Origin of the sequence: Beijerinckia sp. L45, from assembly GCF_009765775.1 — a bacterium.
In the GTDB taxonomy this organism is placed as follows: Bacteria; Pseudomonadota; Alphaproteobacteria; order Rhizobiales; family Beijerinckiaceae; genus RH-AL1.
This window is the reverse complement of record NZ_LMUU01000195.1, coordinates 43,597-61,396: the sequence shown is the minus strand read 5'-3', so window position 1 is coordinate 61,396 and position 17,800 is coordinate 43,597. Positions and strand designations below refer to the sequence as shown.

Genomic DNA, 17,800 nt, shown 5'->3' with positions numbered 1-17,800 from the left:
AACGCGTATCAGCCGTTGCTGTGCGACTTCAAATAGTCTGCTGCGACAAGGCTTGCGTCCTCGCCCTCGACGGCGACGCGCTCGTTGAGACGACGCAAAGTCGGCAAATCGAGGCCCGCAAAGACGGGCCGCAACAGCCCGGCGATGGCGGGTCGCCGATCCAGCACCGGGCCGCGGACGACGGCGGCGGGGGCGTAGACCGGCTGGGCATGCCGGTCGTCGACGAGCGCGATCAGGCCCAGCGCCGCCAGCGCGCCATCCGTCGAATAGGCCATCGCCGCGTTGACCCCCGAAATCGCGGAGGCTGCCGCCTTGATCGTGGCGGAAGTGTCGCCTCCCGAGAGGACGAGCAGCGCCGTGGCAGTGAGCCGGAAGCCGTAGGTCGATTCGAAAGCCGGGAGGCCGGCGGCACTTTCGACGAACTCCGCGGAAGCCGCCAGCTTGACGCCGCCCTGCCCGACCCAGCGCGCAAAATCGACGAGGGTCTTGAGGCCGTGCGCCGCGGCCACGGCGCCCGGCACCGCGATGACCCAGGTGTTGTCGGCGGGCGCCGGCGGCAACCAGATCAGATCATTCTTCGCCTTGTCGAGGTCGGCCGCGAGGCGATAGCCGGCCGCCGCGTCTTTCCAGACCGCTTCGCCATCGCGGTTGAAGAAGAAGGCCGCATTGCCGGTATATTCGGGATAGAGGTCGACCGCGCTGGCGAGAATGGCCTGGCGAAGGATGGCGGTCGGGCCGAGCAGCAGGCGGTTGACGGTCGGGATGCCTGCCGCGGCCAGGGTCTGCAGGATCATCGCGCCAATAATGCCGCCTTCGACATCCAGCTTCGAACCGACAACCACCGGCGCGTCGTCGGCCCGCGCGGTCGCGCCCAGAACGAGCGCCGCCCCCGTCGCGATAAAGGCGCGTCGGGACGGCGCAAAGATCATAGGACGATCACCAGCTTTTCCGCCGCTCGGGTGATGCCGGTGTAGAGCCAGCGGTTGCGGTGCTCACGGAAAGCGCCGCTCTCGTCGAACAGCACGACGTCGTCCCACTGCGATCCCTGCGCCTTGTGCACGGTGAGGACATAGCCATAGTCGAACGCGTCGGACGAGCGCCGCTGCGCCGGCGGGATCGCCTCTTCGCCGTCGGTGAAATAGGCCGGCAGCACGCCGATACGCAGCGGCTTTTTCGACGGGTCGTCGTCCGGCACGATGCCGTAACGCAGTTTTCCCGCGCGCTTGGCGGCGGCGGTCTTCACCACCCAGATGCCGCCGTTGAGGAGCCCTTTGGTCTTCTCGTTCTTCAGACAGACGAGCTTTTCGCCCGCCTGCGGAAACGGGTCGGTGTGGCCGGCGAGCTGACGGATCCGGGCGTTGAACGAGCGCCTTGTTCGGTTCAGGCCCACCAGCACCTGGTCGGCCTGCTGGATCTGGTCTGCATCGATCTCGGCGCGGCGGATCACCCGGCTCTCGCCATAGGCGCCGTGCGGGATGCGCTCGCCCTCGCGCACCATCATCGAGAGACGCACGATCGGGTTGTCGGCGGCCTGGCGATGCACCTCGGTCAGCATGATGTCCGGCTCGGCATCGGTGAAGAAGCCGCCGCCCTTGACCGGCGGCAGCTGCGCGGGATCGCCGAGCACCAGGACCGGCTTGCCGAAGGACAGCAGATCGCGGCCGAGATCGGCATCGACCATCGAGCACTCGTCGATGATGATCAAGCTGGCGCTGGCGGCCGCCGCGTCGTCGTTGAGCGCGAAGGTCGGCTCCTCGGCATCGGCATCCTTGATGCGGTAGATTGCGCTATGGATGGTGCGCGCGTCCTTGCAGCCCTTGGCGCGCAGGACCAGCGCCGCCTTGCCGGTGAAGGCGGCGAACACGACGTTGCCGTCGATGTCGGCGGCGAGCTGCTTGGCGAGCGTCGTCTTGCCGGTGCCGGCATAGCCGAACAGGCGGAACACCTGCGGCTCCCCGGCCTTCAGCCAGGCCGAGACGGCTTTCAGGGCGGCTTCCTGCTGCGGCGACCATGCCATTTAGCAGGGCGCCCCGGACTTACCGCAATCGCTCGATGTCGACACCACGCTGGTCATACAAGTTCTGATATGCATCACTTTCCCTGCCTTCACCCTCTATAGAGCCACGCAGAGAATCGGGCCATGCCGACGATCTTATCGGATGATCTCATCCTACGCCGCTTTCGCGCCGACCTCGATCAGGCCTATGGCGCGCGGATCGAGCGGGTCGTGCTGTTCGGATCGCGGGCGCGCGGCGATGCCCGCCCGGATTCGGACTACGACATCGCGGTTTTCTTCAAAGATGTGTTCGATCTTCACGCCGAGGTCGTGCGGCTAGCCGACCTGGAGACTGCCATCCTGTTCGACACGGGTGCCGTGATCAACGCCTTGCCGTTCCGGGCAGAAGCCTACCAACGACGGAGCGGCTTGATGCCTGAGCTCCGCAAAGACGGGCGGGATCTGTGAGAGCCGGTTCGGAGGACTATCTCGCCAAGGCGTACGAATGTCTCCGTGAAGCTCACCAAACTATGGCCATCGGATTGCTCAACCTCTCGGCGCGATGCGGCTACTATGCCATCTTTCATGCTGCAGAAGCCTTCATACTTGATCGAACGGGCAAGGTCGGGAAGACGCACTCTGGTGTGCGAAGCGAATTCTCCCGATTGACGAGAAACATATTGCAGGCAGACACAGCGCTATTGGCTCAAGCGTACAAATATAAAGCGGCAGACTACGATATTCACAACGAACTGGTCCTTACGGCTCCGGCCCTTCAGGGATTTATCGATCAGTGTTCCCACTTCGTCGGTGTAATCGAAACGATGCTGTTGAGTTCGGAGACTGGCATCGTTGAATAAAGGCACCTCGACGGGAGACGCGGCTCGCTTCCAAGCTTGAGCGGAACGTTTTTCTGTCCGATCGATTTTGCATCGGGCTGGGGAAGGACAAGATGGGCTGGACGACGAAGGCGCCGACACCGGCCGGCAAGGCCGCGGCCCCTGCCTTGACCGTCAACACTCTGACTCACAAGTCGCTTCTGCCCTGGTACATCATCGTTCTCGGTATTGCCGTCGCCGCTTCCACCAGCGCTGCCCAAAAGCGGGCTGTCGCGATGCTCAGCGACCCCGGCCCGCTCGACAAGACCGATCCGCTGCCGGGCGTGGCACCGGACTGGCTGCGCAACAGCCGGCAGGCCCGCTCGCTCTATACGATTATCACCCGCGTCATCCGACGGATGAGCCAGGACAACCTCAGCCTCGTCGCTGCCGGCGTCGCCTTTTATGCGATGTTCGCGGTGTTCCCGGCGCTCGGTGCGCTCGTGTCCATCTACGGCCTGTTCGGCGATGCCCACATCGTCCAGACTCAGGTTCTGCAGCTTACGGCCCTGCTCCCGCGCGAAACGGCAAAACTCATCAACGACGCGCTGACCGCCCTGATCTCGAAGCCGAGTTCCAACCTCAACTTCGGGCTGCTGTTCAGTCTCGGCATCGCGATTTGGGGCGCGCGCGCTGGCACGTCGTCGCTGATCGCCGGGCTCAACGTCGCCGTCGAGAAGCCGGAAACGCGCAGCGTCTTCGTCACCGAGGGCATCGCCATCGGCTTGGCCTTCGGCGCCATCATCTTCGCCATCGTGGCGCTGACGACGGTGGCCGTCATTCCTCTGGCGCTCGGCTACCTCGATCTCGACCCGCGGCTTGCCGCATGGCTCGCCTATTCGCGCTGGCCGATCCTCGCCGCCTTCATCCTTCTCGCGCTCGACGTCATCTACCGGTTCGGACCAAGTCTCGGGGCGCCGCGCTGGCGCTTCATCAGCGTCGGCACGCTGTTTTCCGCGATTCTGTGGATCGCCGGGACCTGGGCATTTTCGGCTTACGTGACGCGGTTCGGCAGCGACGACACGACTTATGGATCGCTCGGCGCCGTGGTGGTGCTGCTTTTATGGTTCTTGCTGTCCGCGCTCATCGTGCTGCTCGGCGCGACGGTCGATGCCGTGCGCGGCGAGATGCGCTGATCAGGTCCGCATTGCCACGACATGGAAAAAGCTGCCCGTGACGAGGCCGCGCCGCGTTCCCGAAGGCGCGGGCGGATTGCCCTGAGCGTCTGCGGCCATCGCAAACGGCAGATCCGGGATCGCGCCGTCGAAGCCGGTCGCATAATGGAATTCATGGCCGCGCAGTCGCGCGCTTTTGACGCCGAGGCTGCAGTCGGCTTCGAGCGTCACATCGCGGTAGCCAAGATGCATCTTGCGCTTCGCGAAGCTGGACGAGGCACCGAGCAAGCCCGCCATCCGATGGGTGACGCCATCGGCATCGATCAGCGTTTCGCCCAAAACCATGTAGCCGCCGCACTCGCCGTGGATCGGTTTTTTGTCCGCAAAGCGGCGGAGACCGTCGCGAAACGTGCCGGCAGCGGCGAGGCGCCCGGCATGGAGTTCGGGATAGCCACCTGGCAACCAGCATAGGTCCGCATCCGCCGGCGGTGGCTCGTCGGCAAGCGGCGAGAAGAACAGAAATTCGGCGCCCGCCGCCCGCCAGCCCTGCAGGATGTGCGGATAGAGGAATGAAAACGCGGCGTCACGCGCCACCGCGATCCGCTGGGCCGGCGGCGGCAGAGCGGACGCGTCAGACCCCGGCGTCGCGTGCGCCAACGGTCTCGCGAGAGCCTGCACCGCGTCGAGATCGACGTGCATCGCCACGAAGTCGGCGATCGCGTCGAGCATCGCATCGAGTCCTACCGTTTCCTCCGCCTGGACCAGGCCGAGATGGCGTTCCGGCAGGACCAGCGTCGTCGACCGCGGCAGCGCGCCGACGACTTTGAGCCCGATGGCCTCGATCGCATCGGCCGCCAGCCGACGATGGCGATCGCCGGCGACGCGGTTGAGAATGACGCCGCCGATGCGCACGCCGGGGTCGAGCGTGTCGCAGCCCTTGGCAATCGCCGCCGCCGTCTGCGACTGGCCACTGACGTCGAGGACAAGCAAGACGGGCAGGCCGAGCGTTGCAGCAAGATCGGCCGAGGATCCGGACGCACGGGGCGGCGCGGCGACGCCGTCGAACAGGCCCATCGAGCCTTCGCAGATCAGCAGATCGCAGTCCGTAGTCGCCAAGCTGGCGAGACCGCCGATCAGGCCAGGCCCCATCGCCCAGGTGTCGAGGTTGAGGCTGACGCGGCCGGTTGCGGCGGCATGGAAGGCGGGATCGATATAGTCCGGACCATTCTTGGCACCCGCGACGCGCAGGCCGCGTCGCGCGAAAGCGCGCATCAGCCCGAGCGTCAGCACCGTCTTGCCGCTGCCCGAACGCGGCGCCGAAATCAGAAGTCCCTCCGTCATGGTGCGATGTAACGGCCGCGGCGTCGTAAAGACAACTCAGGCCGCAGGGCGGGCGACCTCACCGTCCGCCCTCTTAATGACCACCGGCACCGACTTCGCAGCCGGGACTTTGCTGCGCTCCGCATGATGCCACAGCGGGATCAGCGGATTGCACTCGGGATAATAGCCGCCGATGCAGCCATCCGGAATATCGTAGGTGTGGATCTGAAAGCCGGTCACCTCGCGGGACACGTTGTCCTTGCTGAAGGTCGAGAGCGTCACCTTCTGCCCCTCGCTTAAGCCGAAGCGCGCCATGTCCCGCGCATTGATCAAGACCACCATGCGGGTGCCCTTGATGCCGCGGAAACGGTCGTCGAAACCGTAGATGGTGGTGTTGAACTGATCGTTGCTGCGCAACGTCATCAGCTGGAAGACGCTGCCGTTCTTGCCGCATTCGTCGGGATTTTCGTCGAGGCCGACCGGCGTGACGAAGGTTGCCTTGCCGCTCTTGGTGTTCCATTTGCGATTCCGCGCTGCGATCGGGCGCGGAAAGCCGCCGGGCGTATAGAGGCGCTTGTTGAAGTCCTTGAACATCTCCGGATAAGTCGCCTCGATGGCGTCGCGCACCTTGGCATAGTCTGAAACCCAGTCGTCCCACGGGACCGTGTTGAGCCCAAGGGTCGCTTTTGCGAGCTCGGCGACGATCCAGGGCTCGGAGCGCAGATGCGGCGACAACGGCTTGCGCATGCCGCGCGAGCCGTGGATGCAGGCGGTGCTGTCCTCCACCGACACGGCCTGACGACCGCTCGCCTGCGCATCGACTTCGAGCCGGCCGATGACCGGCAGCATATAGGCCATCTCGCCGAAGATGAGGTGCGAGCGATTGAGCTTGGTCGAGACCTGGACGCTGAGCGGGATCTGCTTCCACGCGTCCTCGATGGCAACCGTCTCCGGCACGGCGCGAACGAAATTGCCGCCGAAGCCGATGAAGGCCTGGACGTCGCCTTTCACCATCGCTTCGCAGACTTCGACAGTGTTGAGGCCGGTCTTCGTCGGCGGCTCGAAGTGGTAGAGTTCGCGCAGCTTGTCCATCGGCACCAGCGCGGGCTTTTCGGTAATGCCGACGGTACGCTGGCCCTGCACGTTGGAATGGCCGCGGACTGGGCAGATGCCGGCGCCCTTCTTGCCGATGTTGCCGCGCAGAAGCAGCAGGTTGGCGACCATCTGGCAGGCTTCGACGCCCTTGCGGTGTTGGGTCAGGCCCATGCCGTAGATCCCGATCGTCGCCTTGGAGCGCATGTAGGCGGCAGCCGCGTCTTCCAGCGCCGCGCGTGTGAGGCCGGAGCCCGCCTCAAGCTCTTCCCAGGTGTAGTCCCGCGCTGCCTTCGCGAACTTTTCGAAGTCGCTGGTGTGCTCGGCCAGAAAAGCTTCATCCAATGGGCTCCGCGTGCCAGCCTTCTTGGCCACGTCATGCGCCGCGATGACCGCCTTGCAGATCCCGAACATCGCGGAGATGTCGCCGCCGGCGCGCACCTGATGGTACTGCGTGGAGATCACCGTACCCTTGTTCTGGATAAGCTCGGTCGGCGACTGCGGGTTGGCGAAGCGCTCGAGGCCACGCTCGAGAAGCGGGTTGAAGGTGATGATCTCGGCCCCACGGCTGCGCGCGTCCTGCAACTGATGCAGCATGCGCGGCGCGTTGGAGCCAACGTTCTGGCCGAAAAAGAAGATGCAGTCGGTGTGGTCGAAGTCGTCGAGCGCGACGGTGCCAACGGGGACGCCGATCGACTCCGGCAGCGCGACCGACGTGCTCTCGTGACACATGTTGGAGCTGTCGGGGAAATTGTTGGTGCCGTAGAGCCGGCCGAACAGGCCATACATGTAAGAGGCTTCGAGCGACGTCCGGCCGGACGAGTATAAGACTACCTTTTCCGGATCCATGGCCTTCAGCGCGGCGCCGATCGCCTGAAAGGCCTCGTTCCAGTCGCAGGGGACGTATTTGTCGCTGGCGCGGTCGTAGCGCATCGGCCGGGTGAGACGTCCGACCTCTTCGAGATTGTAGTCGGGCCAGGTCCGCAGTTCGCTCACCGTGTGCGTGGCGAACAAGTCGTCCGGCACGGTTTTCGTGGTGAGCTCCCAGGCCGTCGCCTTGGCGCCGTTCTCGCAATATTCGAACAGATGAGGCTTGCCGGGCTTGGCCCAGGCGCAGCTGACGCACATGAACCCGTGCGTCTTGTTCTGCCGCATCATCAGGGTGCCGGACGTCAGGAGGGAGTGCTCGCGCGTCAGGATTTCGGCGACGGATTTCAGCGATCCCTGACCACCGGCGGGACCGGAATACGGGGTCAGGTCAACAGTGCGGGTCTCTTTATAGGACATTCGGATTCTCGCTCTCGCAGCCACAAGCCGGAAGGTGCGCCGATGTAAGCGCCGCTTTGGAGCGAAGTTCCCGCCCTGCCGCCGCGACACCGCTCTTGCGTCGACGCGACGCGGGGGCGAGAACGCCTCATGATGTCTGACGCCAGCAGCCCCGAAACGCCGCTTCGCCGAGGCTGGACCACCGGCGCCTGCGCGGCCGCGGCGGCCAAGGCGGCCTGCGAGGCGCTGCTGAGCGGACAGTGCCCATCGTCGGTCGCGATCCCGCTGCCGGGCGGCCAGCGACCAGCCTTCGCGATCGCCCACGAGGCGCTGGATGCGGCCTTCGCCGAAGCCGGGATCATCAAGGATGCCGGCGACGATCCCGACGTCACTCACGGCGCCATGGTGATCAGCCGCGTCGCGCGCGGCCCCGCCGGCAGCGGCCTGACCTTTCGCGCCGGCAGCGGCGTCGGGATGGTGACCCGGCCAGGATTGCCGCTCCCGGTCGGCGAACCCGCGATCAATCCGGGGCCGCGGGCGATGATCGCGGCGGCGCTCGGCGAGGTCATAGACGCACCGCGCGATCTCGTCGTCACCATCTCGATTCCCGGCGGCGAAAAGATCGCCGAGCGGACCTTGAACGGACGCCTCGGCATCGTCGGCGGCCTGTCGATCCTGGGGACGACGGGGATCGTCATCCCGTTTTCCTGCGCGGCCTGGATCGACACGATCCATCGGGGCGTCGATGTCGCCCGGGCGATGGGCCTGCCCCATATTGCCGGCGCGACGGGCACGACGTCGGAGCAGGCCGTGCAGGCCCTCTATGGCCTGCCCGAACCGGCGCTGATCGAAATGGGGGATTTCGCCGGCGGCCTGTTCAAGTATCTGCGCCGGCATCCCGTCGAGCGGGTGACTATCGCCGGCGGCTTCGCCAAAATGGTCAAGCTCGGCCAAGGCCTGCTCGACCTGCACTCCGGGCGCGGCCGCGTGGACCTCGACTGGCTGGCAGCTCGGGTGGCAGAGGTCGGCGGCAGCGGCGCTCTGGTCGCAGGCATCGCTGGCGCGAATACGGCTGCGGAGGTTTTGGCCCGCGCCGAAGCCGAAGGGCTCGACGTTACCGGGCGAGTCGCGGAAACGGCCTGGGCGACGGCCGCAAATGCGCTCGCCGGAAGCGGCGTCAGCCTCGACATCGCGATCTTCGACCGGCTCGGCCGGCCTCTCGCAACGACAACGACACGGCCAGTGATCAGTTCGCGCGGGCGGTGACCTGAGGGGCGTTCGGCGCCTTGGAGAGAAGCTCGTCGATGCGATCCCGCTCGTGGGTGAACTGGGCCAGCATCTTGCCGTCGAACTCGCGGGTGCGGGCCAGCTTGACCTTCATCGGATCGACGAAGTGGCCGTTGACCAGCACCTCGTAGTGCAGGTGCGGGCCGGTCGCCAGACCGGTCTGGCCGAGATAGCCGATGGTCTGGCCCTGCTTCACGCGGGCCCCGTCGACGGCGCCACGGGCAAAGCCCGACATATGATTGTAGGTAGTGACGTAGCCGTTGGCGTGCTGGATCTCGATCCGGCGGCCGTAAGCCGGGTTCCAGCCGGCCTTGATGATCGTGCCATTGCCGGCGGCGAAGATCGGGGTGCCGATCGGCGCGGCGAAATCGACGCCGAGATGCGGGCGGGCGTAACCGAGGATCGGGTGGAAACGCATGCCGAAGCCGGAGGTGATCTTGAAGTTCAGGATCGGGGTGCGGACGAGGAATTTGCGCGTCGAGCGGCCATTCTGGTCGTAGAAATCGACGAGGCCGTCGTCGGGGGTCTGGAATCGATAGTATTTGTATGTCTCGCCGCGCGCGGTGATGGAAGCGTGCAGAAGCTCCTTGGTACCATCGGCGTCTTCGCCTTCGTCATAGAAGGCCTCGAAGGAATCGCCGCCGGACACGCCGCGCTGGAAGTCCACGTCGTTGGCGAAGACGCGGACGAGATCGTCGATGATCGGGCGCGGGATGTCCTGTTTCAGCCCCGTTTCGTACAACGAATTGTAGAGACGCATGCCGCCGGTATCGTCGTCGCCGTCGTCATCGCTCTTGGCGGCCGGCTTCGCCGCCGCGGCGGTGGCGGGCGCCGAGAGACGAACGTAGCCGCCGTCGTCCTTCAAGGCGATCGAGGTCTCCAGCGTCTGGTCGGCGTAAACGGAGATGCGGGCCAGCACCGTCGCCTGGCCGGGAGCATCGGAATCGGCAAACAGCAGTTTGATGCGACGGCCTTCGGCCACGACGGGATCGCCCGGCTTGGCCGCGAAGGCCGCGACGATGGGCGGGATCGTGTCGCGGGCGACGCCCGCGGTCATCAGCATGTTCTCGAACGACTCGTTGTGGCGCATGATCACCATGCGCTCGTCCATCTGGCTGGCATCGGTGGGAAGCGACGACCGCGGGATGACCGAGACGTTCTCCGGGACCATCCGGACCTCGATCGAGGAGAAGGGCGACCGCGTGATCCCGTCGTTGGGATTGGCGTAGGCCAAGGCGCCAATCGAATTGGCCCGGCTGGTGCGCGTTAACAACAGCTGCGAGGGCAGCGAAAACGGCCGACTTCCTGCGGCAAGCGAGCTCTTCACGTGTTCGGCGACCTGGGCCTGCACTTCGTCTTCCGACAGCGCGATCGTGGAGGTCAGGTTCTGCGGCGAGAAATCGCGGTTGGCCCAGGAGATTTCCGCATCGTCCTGCAGAGGCTCCGGCGCGGCATCGACGGTGTTGCGGGCATCCGCCAGCATTTTCAAGGGATTGAATTCCGGAACGTCGTCGGCGAAGCCGGCGGTTGCGGTCAGAAGCGTCGTTTCCACATGGGAGAACGTGTGAATGCGCATCGCCTCCTTGTCGCCGATCTTCGTCGGCGTGGGGACGCGGAATGTCTGCTTGGCCGCCACGATATCGACCGGCTTGACCAGACGGTCGCCCTTGCGCGGGTTGATCCCGGCCTCGACGACCTCCTTGCGCGCGGGCGACGCCGGAACCGGCGCCTCGGCGAAGTTGGATTGATGGTCGAGGGCAGCGAAAATCGCCGAGCCGATCAGGGCGGCACCCATGAACCCGGTCAGGATCGTGCCGCCGAGCCAGCGCAGCGACACGCGCCGATGGTCGAAGAACGTGTGGCGCTCGCCATCGGATTCGATAGCGGGCTCCACGCCGAGCTCGACGCTCATCGCGTATCGACTGGCACCATGTGGGCTAAAACTTAGCGTCTGCGTCCACACATGACTGTCCGGGAAAGGTGCATTTGAGCGATCGGCCTCGGGCGAAATGGCAAAACACAGAGGCCGAACGGGCATCAGGACGCTGACACGACCGGCCAAAACAACCGATCCATCAAATCGTAACGAACCCTACAGGCTTTCGAGCCGTCGACAAAGCCTTTCGAAGGTGGCTCAATTGCGGCGTTCTCCTCGGGACAGCAGGCCGGCGCGACTTGCCGTCCCGCGCAAACGGCGTTACGGACTCGCCCCGTCGCCGAGCGACACGCGACTTGAGCGGCGGAGGACAAACCATTTTTAGTCGTCGAACCATCGTTCAAGGCGCTCTCGTCGCCGGCGCCAGCGCCATGACCGTCGATCAGGCCGGCGCGCAGACCGCGCATCCGCCACAGCAGACCCGCTTCAGTCTCGACGACGTCGTCAAGCGCGCGCGCGACCTCGCTTCCGCGCCGTTCGAAGGCCAGCTTCCGCCGCTGCCCGACGAACTCAACAAGCTCGACTTCGATGCGTGGCGCGAGATCGACTTCCGCGAGGACAAGTCGCTGCTCGGTGCCAACGGCAGCCTGTTCCGGATGCAGCTCTATCATCTCGGCCACCTCTACAAGCGGCCGGTGACGATCAATACGATCCGCGACGGGATCCCGACGCCGCTGCCCTACAAGCCCGGCCAGTTCGACTTCGGCAAGACCAAGCTCGACAAGCCGCTGCCGGTGAACCTCGGCTTCGCCGGATTCAAGATCCGCTTTCCGGTCAACGACCCGAAAAAATTCGACGAGTTCATCAGCTTCATCGGCGCCAGCTATTTCCGCTTTCTCGGGCGCAATCAGCAATACGGCCTCTCCGCCCGCGCGCTGCAGCTCGGCGGCGGCACCAACCAGGAAGAGTTTCCGTTCTTCCGGGAGTTCTGGATCGACACGCCGGCACCCGGCGTCGAGAAGCTCACGATCTACGCCCTGCTAGACAGTTCGGCGACCACGGGCGCGTTCCAGTTCGACTGCTATCCGCGAGACGAGAGCGCCATCGAGGTCACGGCGACGTTGATACCACGGCGCGACGACGTGAAGGTCGGCTACGCGCCGCTGACCTCGATGTTCTACATCGGCGAGAACGACCACCGCTTCAACGAGGACTTTCGTCCCGAATTGCACGATTCCGACGGGTTGCTGATGCACACCGGCGCCGGCGAATGGATCTGGCGGCCGCTGCGCAATCCGACCATCGCCAAGCTGTCCTCGTTCTCCGACCAGAACGTTCAGGGTTACGGCCTGCTGCAGCGCGACCGCCGCTTCGACCATTACCAGGACATCGACCTCGCCTATCAGCTGCGCCCGAGCTACTTCGTCGAGCCGAAATCGAAGTTCGGCGAGGGTCACGTCGAGCTGTTCGAGATGCCGACGACCGACGAGAGCAACGACAACGTCGTGGTATCCTGGGTCAACAAGCAGCCGCTCGTCGTCGGGACGCCGCTGACCTACAGCTACACCATTACCTCGAGCCTCGACTTCGGGCATCTCTCCGACAGCGCCAAGACGCTGAACACATTTCAGACCACGGCGCGGGCCCTCGGGTCGCCGGAGCCCAACACGCCGGGCACGCGCCGCTTTCTCATCGATTTCGCCGGCGGCGATCTCGACTATTACAAGGACGACCCCGCCTCGGTGCAGATCGTCGCCAGCACGAGCGCCGGGAAGATCATTCGCTCCTATACGCAGTGGAACCCTTATATCGACGGGTTCCGCGCCACGATCGACGTGCAACTCGATCCAGACCAGACCGCCGACGTCCGCGGCTTTTTGCGCGCCGGCGCGAAGACCTTGTCGGAGACCTGGCTCTTCCCGTGGCAGGCACCGAAGTAGCGGTTCAGATGCGGCCGCCGTGCTCGACCAGCCCGGCGAGATCGAAGGCTTCGACGTCCTGCAACAGCTCGACGAACGCCGTCGCGCCGTAGTCGGCGCAGGCCTCGCCTTTTTCCGCGGTGGCGGCGGCCGCATCGCCCGCCGCGCCGACGGTAGAAATATCCTGCGCCATCCAGCCGTAGCCGGTCGGACGCCCGGCGCGCAGCCAGGTGAAATCGCGTTCCATCGCGACGCTCGTCGGCACGAAATTCTCGAGCTTGTCACGGCGGACCAGGTCGGGCCGGAAGGTCAGCATCAGCGACGTCTCGATCTCGCCGCCATGGATGCCGTGAACCCGCTCATTTTCGGAAAACAGGCCGTCGGGGTAGCCGAAGCGCTGCCATGCCGCCATCACCACGAACAACCCGTTCGAAGCGCGCAGTTCACGGGCGAGAATATCGATCAGCCCGGAATTGCCGCCGTGCGAATTGACGATCACCAGCTTGCGGCAGCCGGTGCGCGCCACGGCCTCGGCAAGCTCGCTCCAGGCGCTCAGCGCCGCGCGGGCGGACAGGCTCAGCGTGCCGGCGAAGTCACCGTGCTCGACCGAACAGCCGCAACGCTGCACCGGCAGGAACACGACCGGCAGATCCGCCGGCAGCCGCGCATAGGCGCGTTCGAGATAGCCATCCATGATGAAAGCATCGGTGCCGAGCGGCAGATGCGGCCCATGCTGCTCGATGGCAGCGACCGGCAGCACCGCGATGACCTCGGCCATGTCGGCATCGTCCAGATCGGACGAGGTGAGTTCGGTCCAGAAGCGCGACGGGAGCATGGCGCCATGTTGCATGGAGCGTCGTGCGATTCCAAGCGTCGGCGTGACGCTCATGGCTTTGATCCGGCTCCGCCGACGCGCTTACTTGTGGCGTCGGTGCGAAACCGTGAACGAGGCCCGCTTGCGGCCGCCGCCGGCCGCCCGATGCCGGCCACCGCCGTGGCGCCCGCCGCCCTTATGCGCGAGTGGCTTCGCGCCGGCCGCCGCTTCGGCGCCATTGGCTTTCATGTCGCCGGGGCGTTCGGGCTCGAGACTTTTGACCTTCGACTCCGGGCCGAACTTGGCCAGGCATTGGTTGTAGGCATCGGCCGCCGAGATCTTCTCGCAGTCGTTAATCGTACGCGGCTCGTCCGCTCGCGCGATACCGACGGAAAAACCGCCGAAAGCAAGAGCCAGGGCAACAAGTGTGACACGCGTCGGCATGATCGTCGGCAACCGCTTCATCCTCTTAGAACCGCCCCGGTTTTCTTGGTGACGTCGGCAATGATTTTCCCCATCACGGCTTCGATCTCGTTGTCTTTCAGGGTCTGATCGCGCGGCTGGATCGTCGCCGTAATGGCGACCGATTTTTGGCCGGGCGGAACGCCCTGCCCTTCGTAAATGTCGAACACGGCAACGTGGGTCACAAGGGTCCGTTCGGCACCGAGCGCCGCCTTGACGATCGCACCCGCTTCGACGCCGCGATCGACGACGAAGGCGAAGTCGCGTTGCAACGGCATGAAATCGGAGAGATCCAGCCGCGCCTTGGCCTTCGTGGGCTTCGATTTCGGCGCCGGTATGTCATCGAGGATCAGCTCGAATCCGACGAGCGGGCCGGCCACGTCCATCGCGGCAAGCACGCTCGGATGGATTTCGCCGAACGACCCGAGCACGCCCTTGGGGCCGAAGCGGAGCACCGCGGAGCGGCCGGGGTGAAACGCCGAGGCACCGCCGGCAACGACCTGCAGGCCGCCGGTCGGCACGCCGAGCGCGTCGAGCAGGGCCATGGCGTCGGCCTTGGCGTCGAAGGCATCGACCGAACCCGCGGCGCCGCTCCAATGCCGGCCGCCGCCGCTCGGCTTCGCCGTGCCGCTGCGCACAGCGGCCACCGCGATCCGCTGATCCTTGTCCCCGTCGCCCTTGAAGATCTGGCCGACCTCGAAGAGCGCAAGGTCGGCGGCGCCGCGCGCCGCGTTGCGCCCGACGGCCGCGATCAGGCCGGGCAGCAGGCTCGGGCGCATGTCGGAGAGGTCCGAGGCGATCGGGTTGGCGAGGACGAGAGCTGGCTCGCCCCCGCCGAACAGCACGGCCTGTTCGTGCGAGACGAAGGACCAGGTCACCGCCTCGACCAGGCCGCTGGCGGCGAGCGCCCGCTTAGCCTGGCGAGTCCGTTTTTGTAGCGGCGTCAGGATCGCGGCCGGAATCGAGGCGCTTTGCCGAGGCAGCGGCGTGCTGACGACGCGGTCGACGCCGGCAATGCGGATCACCTCCTCGACGAGGTCGGCCTTGCCGAAGATGTCCGGGCGCCACGACGGCACCTTGACGTAGATGAGATCGGCATTGCCCGGCGACCCGGCGAGCTGGAACCCCAGCGCTTCCAGGATCTGCAGCATCTCGGTGCTCGGCAGATCAAGGCCCGTAAGCCGGCGCACTTCGCTGTAGGGAAAGAGGATCCGCGTGTCGGGTTCGGGCACCGTGCCGGCCAGCGTGACGCCGGAGGCCGTGCCGCCGCAGAGGTCGAGCACGAGGCGGGTGGCGAGATCGAGGCCCGGCAGGGTGAAAGCGGGATCGATGCCACGCTCGAAGCGATAGCGGGCATCGGAGACGATGCCGAGCTTACGGCCCGTCGCGGCAATCGCATTTGGACTCCACAGCGCCGCCTCGATCAGCACATCGGTCGTGGTCTCGTCGCAACCCGTCGCTTCGCCGCCCATGATGCCGGCAAGGGAGATCACGCCGCTGTCGTCGGCGATGACCACCATGCTGGCGTCGAGCGTATAGGTCTTGCCGTCGAGCGCCTTCAGCGTCTCCCCTGGGGCCGCACGCCGCACGACGAGGCCGCCCGACACTTTCTTGGCATCGAAGACGTGGAGCGGCCGCGCGCGGTCGAAGGTCAGAAAATTGGTGATGTCGACCAGGGCGTTGATCGGGCGCAGACCGACCGATCGCAGCTTCGCCTGCAGCCAGTCCGGGGCCGGCCCGTTCTTGACCCCGGAGACGCCACGCAGGGCGAAGACCGGCGCCAGGGCCGCGTCCGCGCCGTCGAGGGCGATGCGGACCGTCACCGGGCTCGGCGCGCCGCCCGTGATCGGGGCGACCGCAGGCGTTTTCACGGTACCGAGGCCGGCGGCGGCGAGGTCGCGGGCGATGCCGGCGATGCCCATCGCGTCGGGGCGGTTCGGCGTCAGGTTGATGTCGATGACGGGATCGAGGCCGACCCACTGGGCGTAAGGCGTGCCGACCGGCGCCTCGCCAGGCAGATCGAGAATGCCGTCATGCTCTTCGGAGAGCTCGAGTTCCGCCGCGGAGCAGAGCATCCCGTTCGACTCGACACCGCGGATCACGCCGGGGCCCAACGTGGTCTTCTTGCCGGGAATATAGGTGCCGACCGGCGCGAAGACCGACTTCATGCCGGCGCGGGCGTTCGGCGCGCCGCACACCACCTGCATCGGGGCCGCGGCGCCGAAATCGACGGTGCAGACGCGCAGACGATCGGCATTGGGATGCGGCTTGGCCTCCAGAACCGCAGCGATCACGAACCCACCGAGGGCGCGCGCCGGGTCCTTCACCTCTTCGACCTCGAGGCCGATCTTGGTCAGAGTCGCCACGATCGTATCGAGCGAGGCCTCCGTTTCGAGGTGATCTTTCAACCAGTTGAGCGTAAGTTTCATCAGAACTCTTGGGGGCGGCGCAGTGAGAGCGCCCTTCTAGAGCATGTCCTCGCAAAAGGGTAGGCAAGTCGTTGCGCGACGCTCTTTCGCCGTTGGCCGTCGGTGCGGCAGACGATCTCCGGCAGGCCGCCGAGGCGGCCCGGGTTCACGCCTATGCGCCCTACTCCAAGTTCACGGTCGGGGCCGCCATCCGCACGGCGAGCGGCGCGATCTATGCCGGGACCAATGTCGAGAATGCCGCCTACCCCGTCGGCACCTGCGCCGAGGCGGGCGCCATCGCGGCAATGATCGCGGGCGGCGACCGCAAAATCGTGGAGGTGATGGTGACCGGGCCGGGCACGGCAGCGATCACGCCCTGCGGGGCGTGCCGCCAGCGCATCCGGGAGTTTGCAGGGCCGGACACGCCGATCCATGCCGGCGGACCCGGCGGCATCAAGGCGAGCTTCACGCTCGGCGCGCTGCTGCCCGAAGCCTTCGGACCCGCGATCCTCGGCGCCGCCGATGTTTGAGCCTGCCTGGAATCTTATGCGCTATTTCACCACGCAATATATTGCGCCGATTAGATAGCAGTGCCGACAAAACCTTCCCGATGAGCCACTCGTACCATCCATCAAGAACAGATGACCCGGCACGGGAGCAATGAAGTGGCATATTCATACTACGGGCTGGACGTCGAACTTCAGCCTTGGCATATTCATATACTTGAGATTGCCTATTCGGATGCCTATGGCGTGCTGGCCGGACATTGCGGGACGAGTGCCGCCTTTGAAGAAAAGCTTGCCGTCATGATCTACGCCGAAGGCAAGAAGCGCCTGCGGCAAGGCCTGGATCTGCGCCGCGCCTTCGATGCCGTCGCCGTCGCGAGCATTGCGGTCCGGCACTTTTCGCGGACGGCGGCCCAACGATACGGCCACGCTGTTTTGCCGGCGCCCTCGTCCGGCAACGGCAGACCGTTCGGGCAGGCGGCCTACCTCTACACGAGCTACGCCCAGTAAATCGCGACGTTCCACGCCAGAACGCGCGGCACATCGCTCCGCTCGAAAGAAAAAGCCCCGGGGATGCCGGGGCTTTCACGTTTTATCGGGCGGGCGCGACCGGGATCGAACCAACTTTACTCGGCGCGAAGATTGCTGGCCGACGACTTGCCGGTGCGACGATCAGCGACGATCTCGTAGTTGATCTTCTGGCCTTCCTGCAGGCTCCGCATGCCGGCCTGTTCAACCGCGCTCACATGGACGAAAACGTCCTTGCCGCCGTCGTCCGGCTGAATGAAGCCATAACCCTTTTCCGCATTAAACCACTTAACAGTTCCAGTGGACATTACAGGTATTCCTATTCGTCAGCCA

The 17,800-nt window shown here is 65.5% G+C and carries 16 protein-coding genes; 7 read left to right on the top strand and 9 right to left on the bottom strand.

Translation table 11 applies throughout. The features are described from left to right. Positions 1–8: 8 nt before the first annotated feature. Together GSQ79_RS20990 and GSQ79_RS20985 are read right to left on the bottom strand one after the other, a co-directional pair. Positions 9–929 (bottom strand): glycine betaine ABC transporter substrate-binding protein, encoded by a 921-nt coding sequence (locus GSQ79_RS20990; protein WP_158810727.1) that lies wholly within the window; start codon positions 927–929, stop codon positions 9–11. Continuing rightward, positions 926–2,017 carry an ATP-dependent RecD-like DNA helicase gene (locus GSQ79_RS20985; RefSeq protein ID WP_158810725.1) on the bottom strand — a complete coding sequence of 364 codons (1,092 nt, stop codon included), beginning with the start codon at positions 2,015–2,017 and terminating at the stop codon, positions 926–928. Before GSQ79_RS20985 ends, GSQ79_RS20990 begins: the two co-directional genes overlap by 4 nt. 123 nt (positions 2,018–2,140) lie before the next feature. On the opposite strand from GSQ79_RS20985, the gene GSQ79_RS20980 reads away from it, so the two are divergent. The 3 genes from GSQ79_RS20980 to GSQ79_RS20970 all read left to right on the top strand — a co-directional run bounded on the left by GSQ79_RS20980 (position 2,141) and on the right by GSQ79_RS20970 (position 4,010). Beyond that, the gene (locus tag GSQ79_RS20980) at positions 2,141–2,464 is read left to right on the top strand and encodes a nucleotidyltransferase domain-containing protein (protein WP_158810723.1); all 324 of its coding nucleotides are present in this window, start codon (positions 2,141–2,143) and stop codon (positions 2,462–2,464) included. Continuing rightward, a complete protein-coding gene (locus GSQ79_RS20975) occupies positions 2,461–2,856 on the top strand; it encodes a HEPN domain-containing protein (RefSeq protein ID WP_158810721.1) in 396 nt (131 codons plus the stop codon). Before GSQ79_RS20980 ends, GSQ79_RS20975 begins: the two co-directional genes overlap by 4 nt. Before the next feature lie 92 nt (positions 2,857–2,948). Continuing rightward, positions 2,949–4,010 (top strand): YihY/virulence factor BrkB family protein, encoded by a 1,062-nt coding sequence (locus GSQ79_RS20970; RefSeq protein WP_158810719.1) that lies wholly within the window; start codon positions 2,949–2,951, stop codon positions 4,008–4,010. Here the strand turns inward: GSQ79_RS20970 and GSQ79_RS20965 are convergent, their stop codons facing one another. Next, positions 4,011–5,330, bottom strand: a complete 1,320-nt coding sequence (locus GSQ79_RS20965; protein ID WP_158810717.1) for a cobyrinate a,c-diamide synthase — start codon at positions 5,328–5,330, stop codon at positions 4,011–4,013. Between the two features lie 36 nt (positions 5,331–5,366). Further along, the gene (locus tag GSQ79_RS20960) at positions 5,367–7,688 is read right to left on the bottom strand and encodes an FdhF/YdeP family oxidoreductase (RefSeq protein WP_158810715.1); all 2,322 of its coding nucleotides are present in this window, start codon (positions 7,686–7,688) and stop codon (positions 5,367–5,369) included. Positions 7,689–7,820: 132 nt separating this feature from the next. On the opposite strand from GSQ79_RS20960, the gene GSQ79_RS20955 reads away from it, so the two are divergent. Further along, complete coding sequence (locus GSQ79_RS20955) at positions 7,821–8,933, top strand: cobalt-precorrin-5B (C(1))-methyltransferase (RefSeq protein WP_158810714.1); 1,113 nt, start codon at positions 7,821–7,823, stop codon at positions 8,931–8,933. On the opposite strand, the gene GSQ79_RS20950 is transcribed toward GSQ79_RS20955, so the two are convergent. Then, positions 8,914–10,866 carry a M23 family metallopeptidase gene (locus GSQ79_RS20950; RefSeq protein WP_158810712.1) on the bottom strand — a complete coding sequence of 651 codons (1,953 nt, stop codon included), beginning with the start codon at positions 10,864–10,866 and terminating at the stop codon, positions 8,914–8,916. The genes GSQ79_RS20955 and GSQ79_RS20950 overlap by 20 nt on opposite strands. 395 nt (positions 10,867–11,261) lie before the next feature. On the opposite strand from GSQ79_RS20950, the gene GSQ79_RS20945 reads away from it, so the two are divergent. Continuing rightward, positions 11,262–12,770, top strand: a complete 1,509-nt coding sequence (locus GSQ79_RS20945; protein WP_158810710.1) for a glucan biosynthesis protein — start codon at positions 11,262–11,264, stop codon at positions 12,768–12,770. Positions 12,771–12,774: 4 nt separating this feature from the next. Here the strand turns inward: GSQ79_RS20945 and GSQ79_RS20940 are convergent, their stop codons facing one another. The 3 genes from GSQ79_RS20940 to pheT all read right to left on the bottom strand — a co-directional run bounded on the left by GSQ79_RS20940 (position 12,775) and on the right by pheT (position 16,454). Next, a complete protein-coding gene (locus GSQ79_RS20940; RefSeq protein ID WP_158810760.1) occupies positions 12,775–13,584 on the bottom strand; it encodes a creatininase family protein in 810 nt (269 codons plus the stop codon). An 81-nt stretch (positions 13,585–13,665) separates the two neighbouring features. After that, positions 13,666–14,019 carry a hypothetical protein gene (locus GSQ79_RS20935; protein WP_158810708.1) on the bottom strand — a complete coding sequence of 118 codons (354 nt, stop codon included), beginning with the start codon at positions 14,017–14,019 and terminating at the stop codon, positions 13,666–13,668. Positions 14,020–14,024: 5 nt separating this feature from the next. Continuing rightward, positions 14,025–16,454, bottom strand: coding sequence for a phenylalanine--tRNA ligase subunit beta (gene pheT, locus GSQ79_RS20930; protein WP_158810706.1), 2,430 nt, complete (start codon positions 16,452–16,454; stop codon positions 14,025–14,027). A 71-nt stretch (positions 16,455–16,525) separates the two neighbouring features. Between pheT and GSQ79_RS20925 the strand changes: the two genes are divergently transcribed. Next, the gene (locus GSQ79_RS20925) at positions 16,526–16,963 is read left to right on the top strand and encodes a cytidine deaminase (protein ID WP_246725476.1); all 438 of its coding nucleotides are present in this window, start codon (positions 16,526–16,528) and stop codon (positions 16,961–16,963) included. Between the two features lie 135 nt (positions 16,964–17,098). Beyond that, on the top strand, positions 17,099–17,449 hold the full coding sequence (locus GSQ79_RS20920; RefSeq protein ID WP_158810704.1) for a hypothetical protein: 351 nt from the start codon (positions 17,099–17,101) through the stop codon (positions 17,447–17,449). Positions 17,450–17,565: 116 nt separating this feature from the next. On the opposite strand, the gene GSQ79_RS20915 is transcribed toward GSQ79_RS20920, so the two are convergent. Further along, a complete protein-coding gene (locus tag GSQ79_RS20915; RefSeq protein ID WP_158810702.1) occupies positions 17,566–17,775 on the bottom strand; it encodes a cold-shock protein in 210 nt (69 codons plus the stop codon). Positions 17,776–17,800 lie beyond the last annotated feature (25 nt).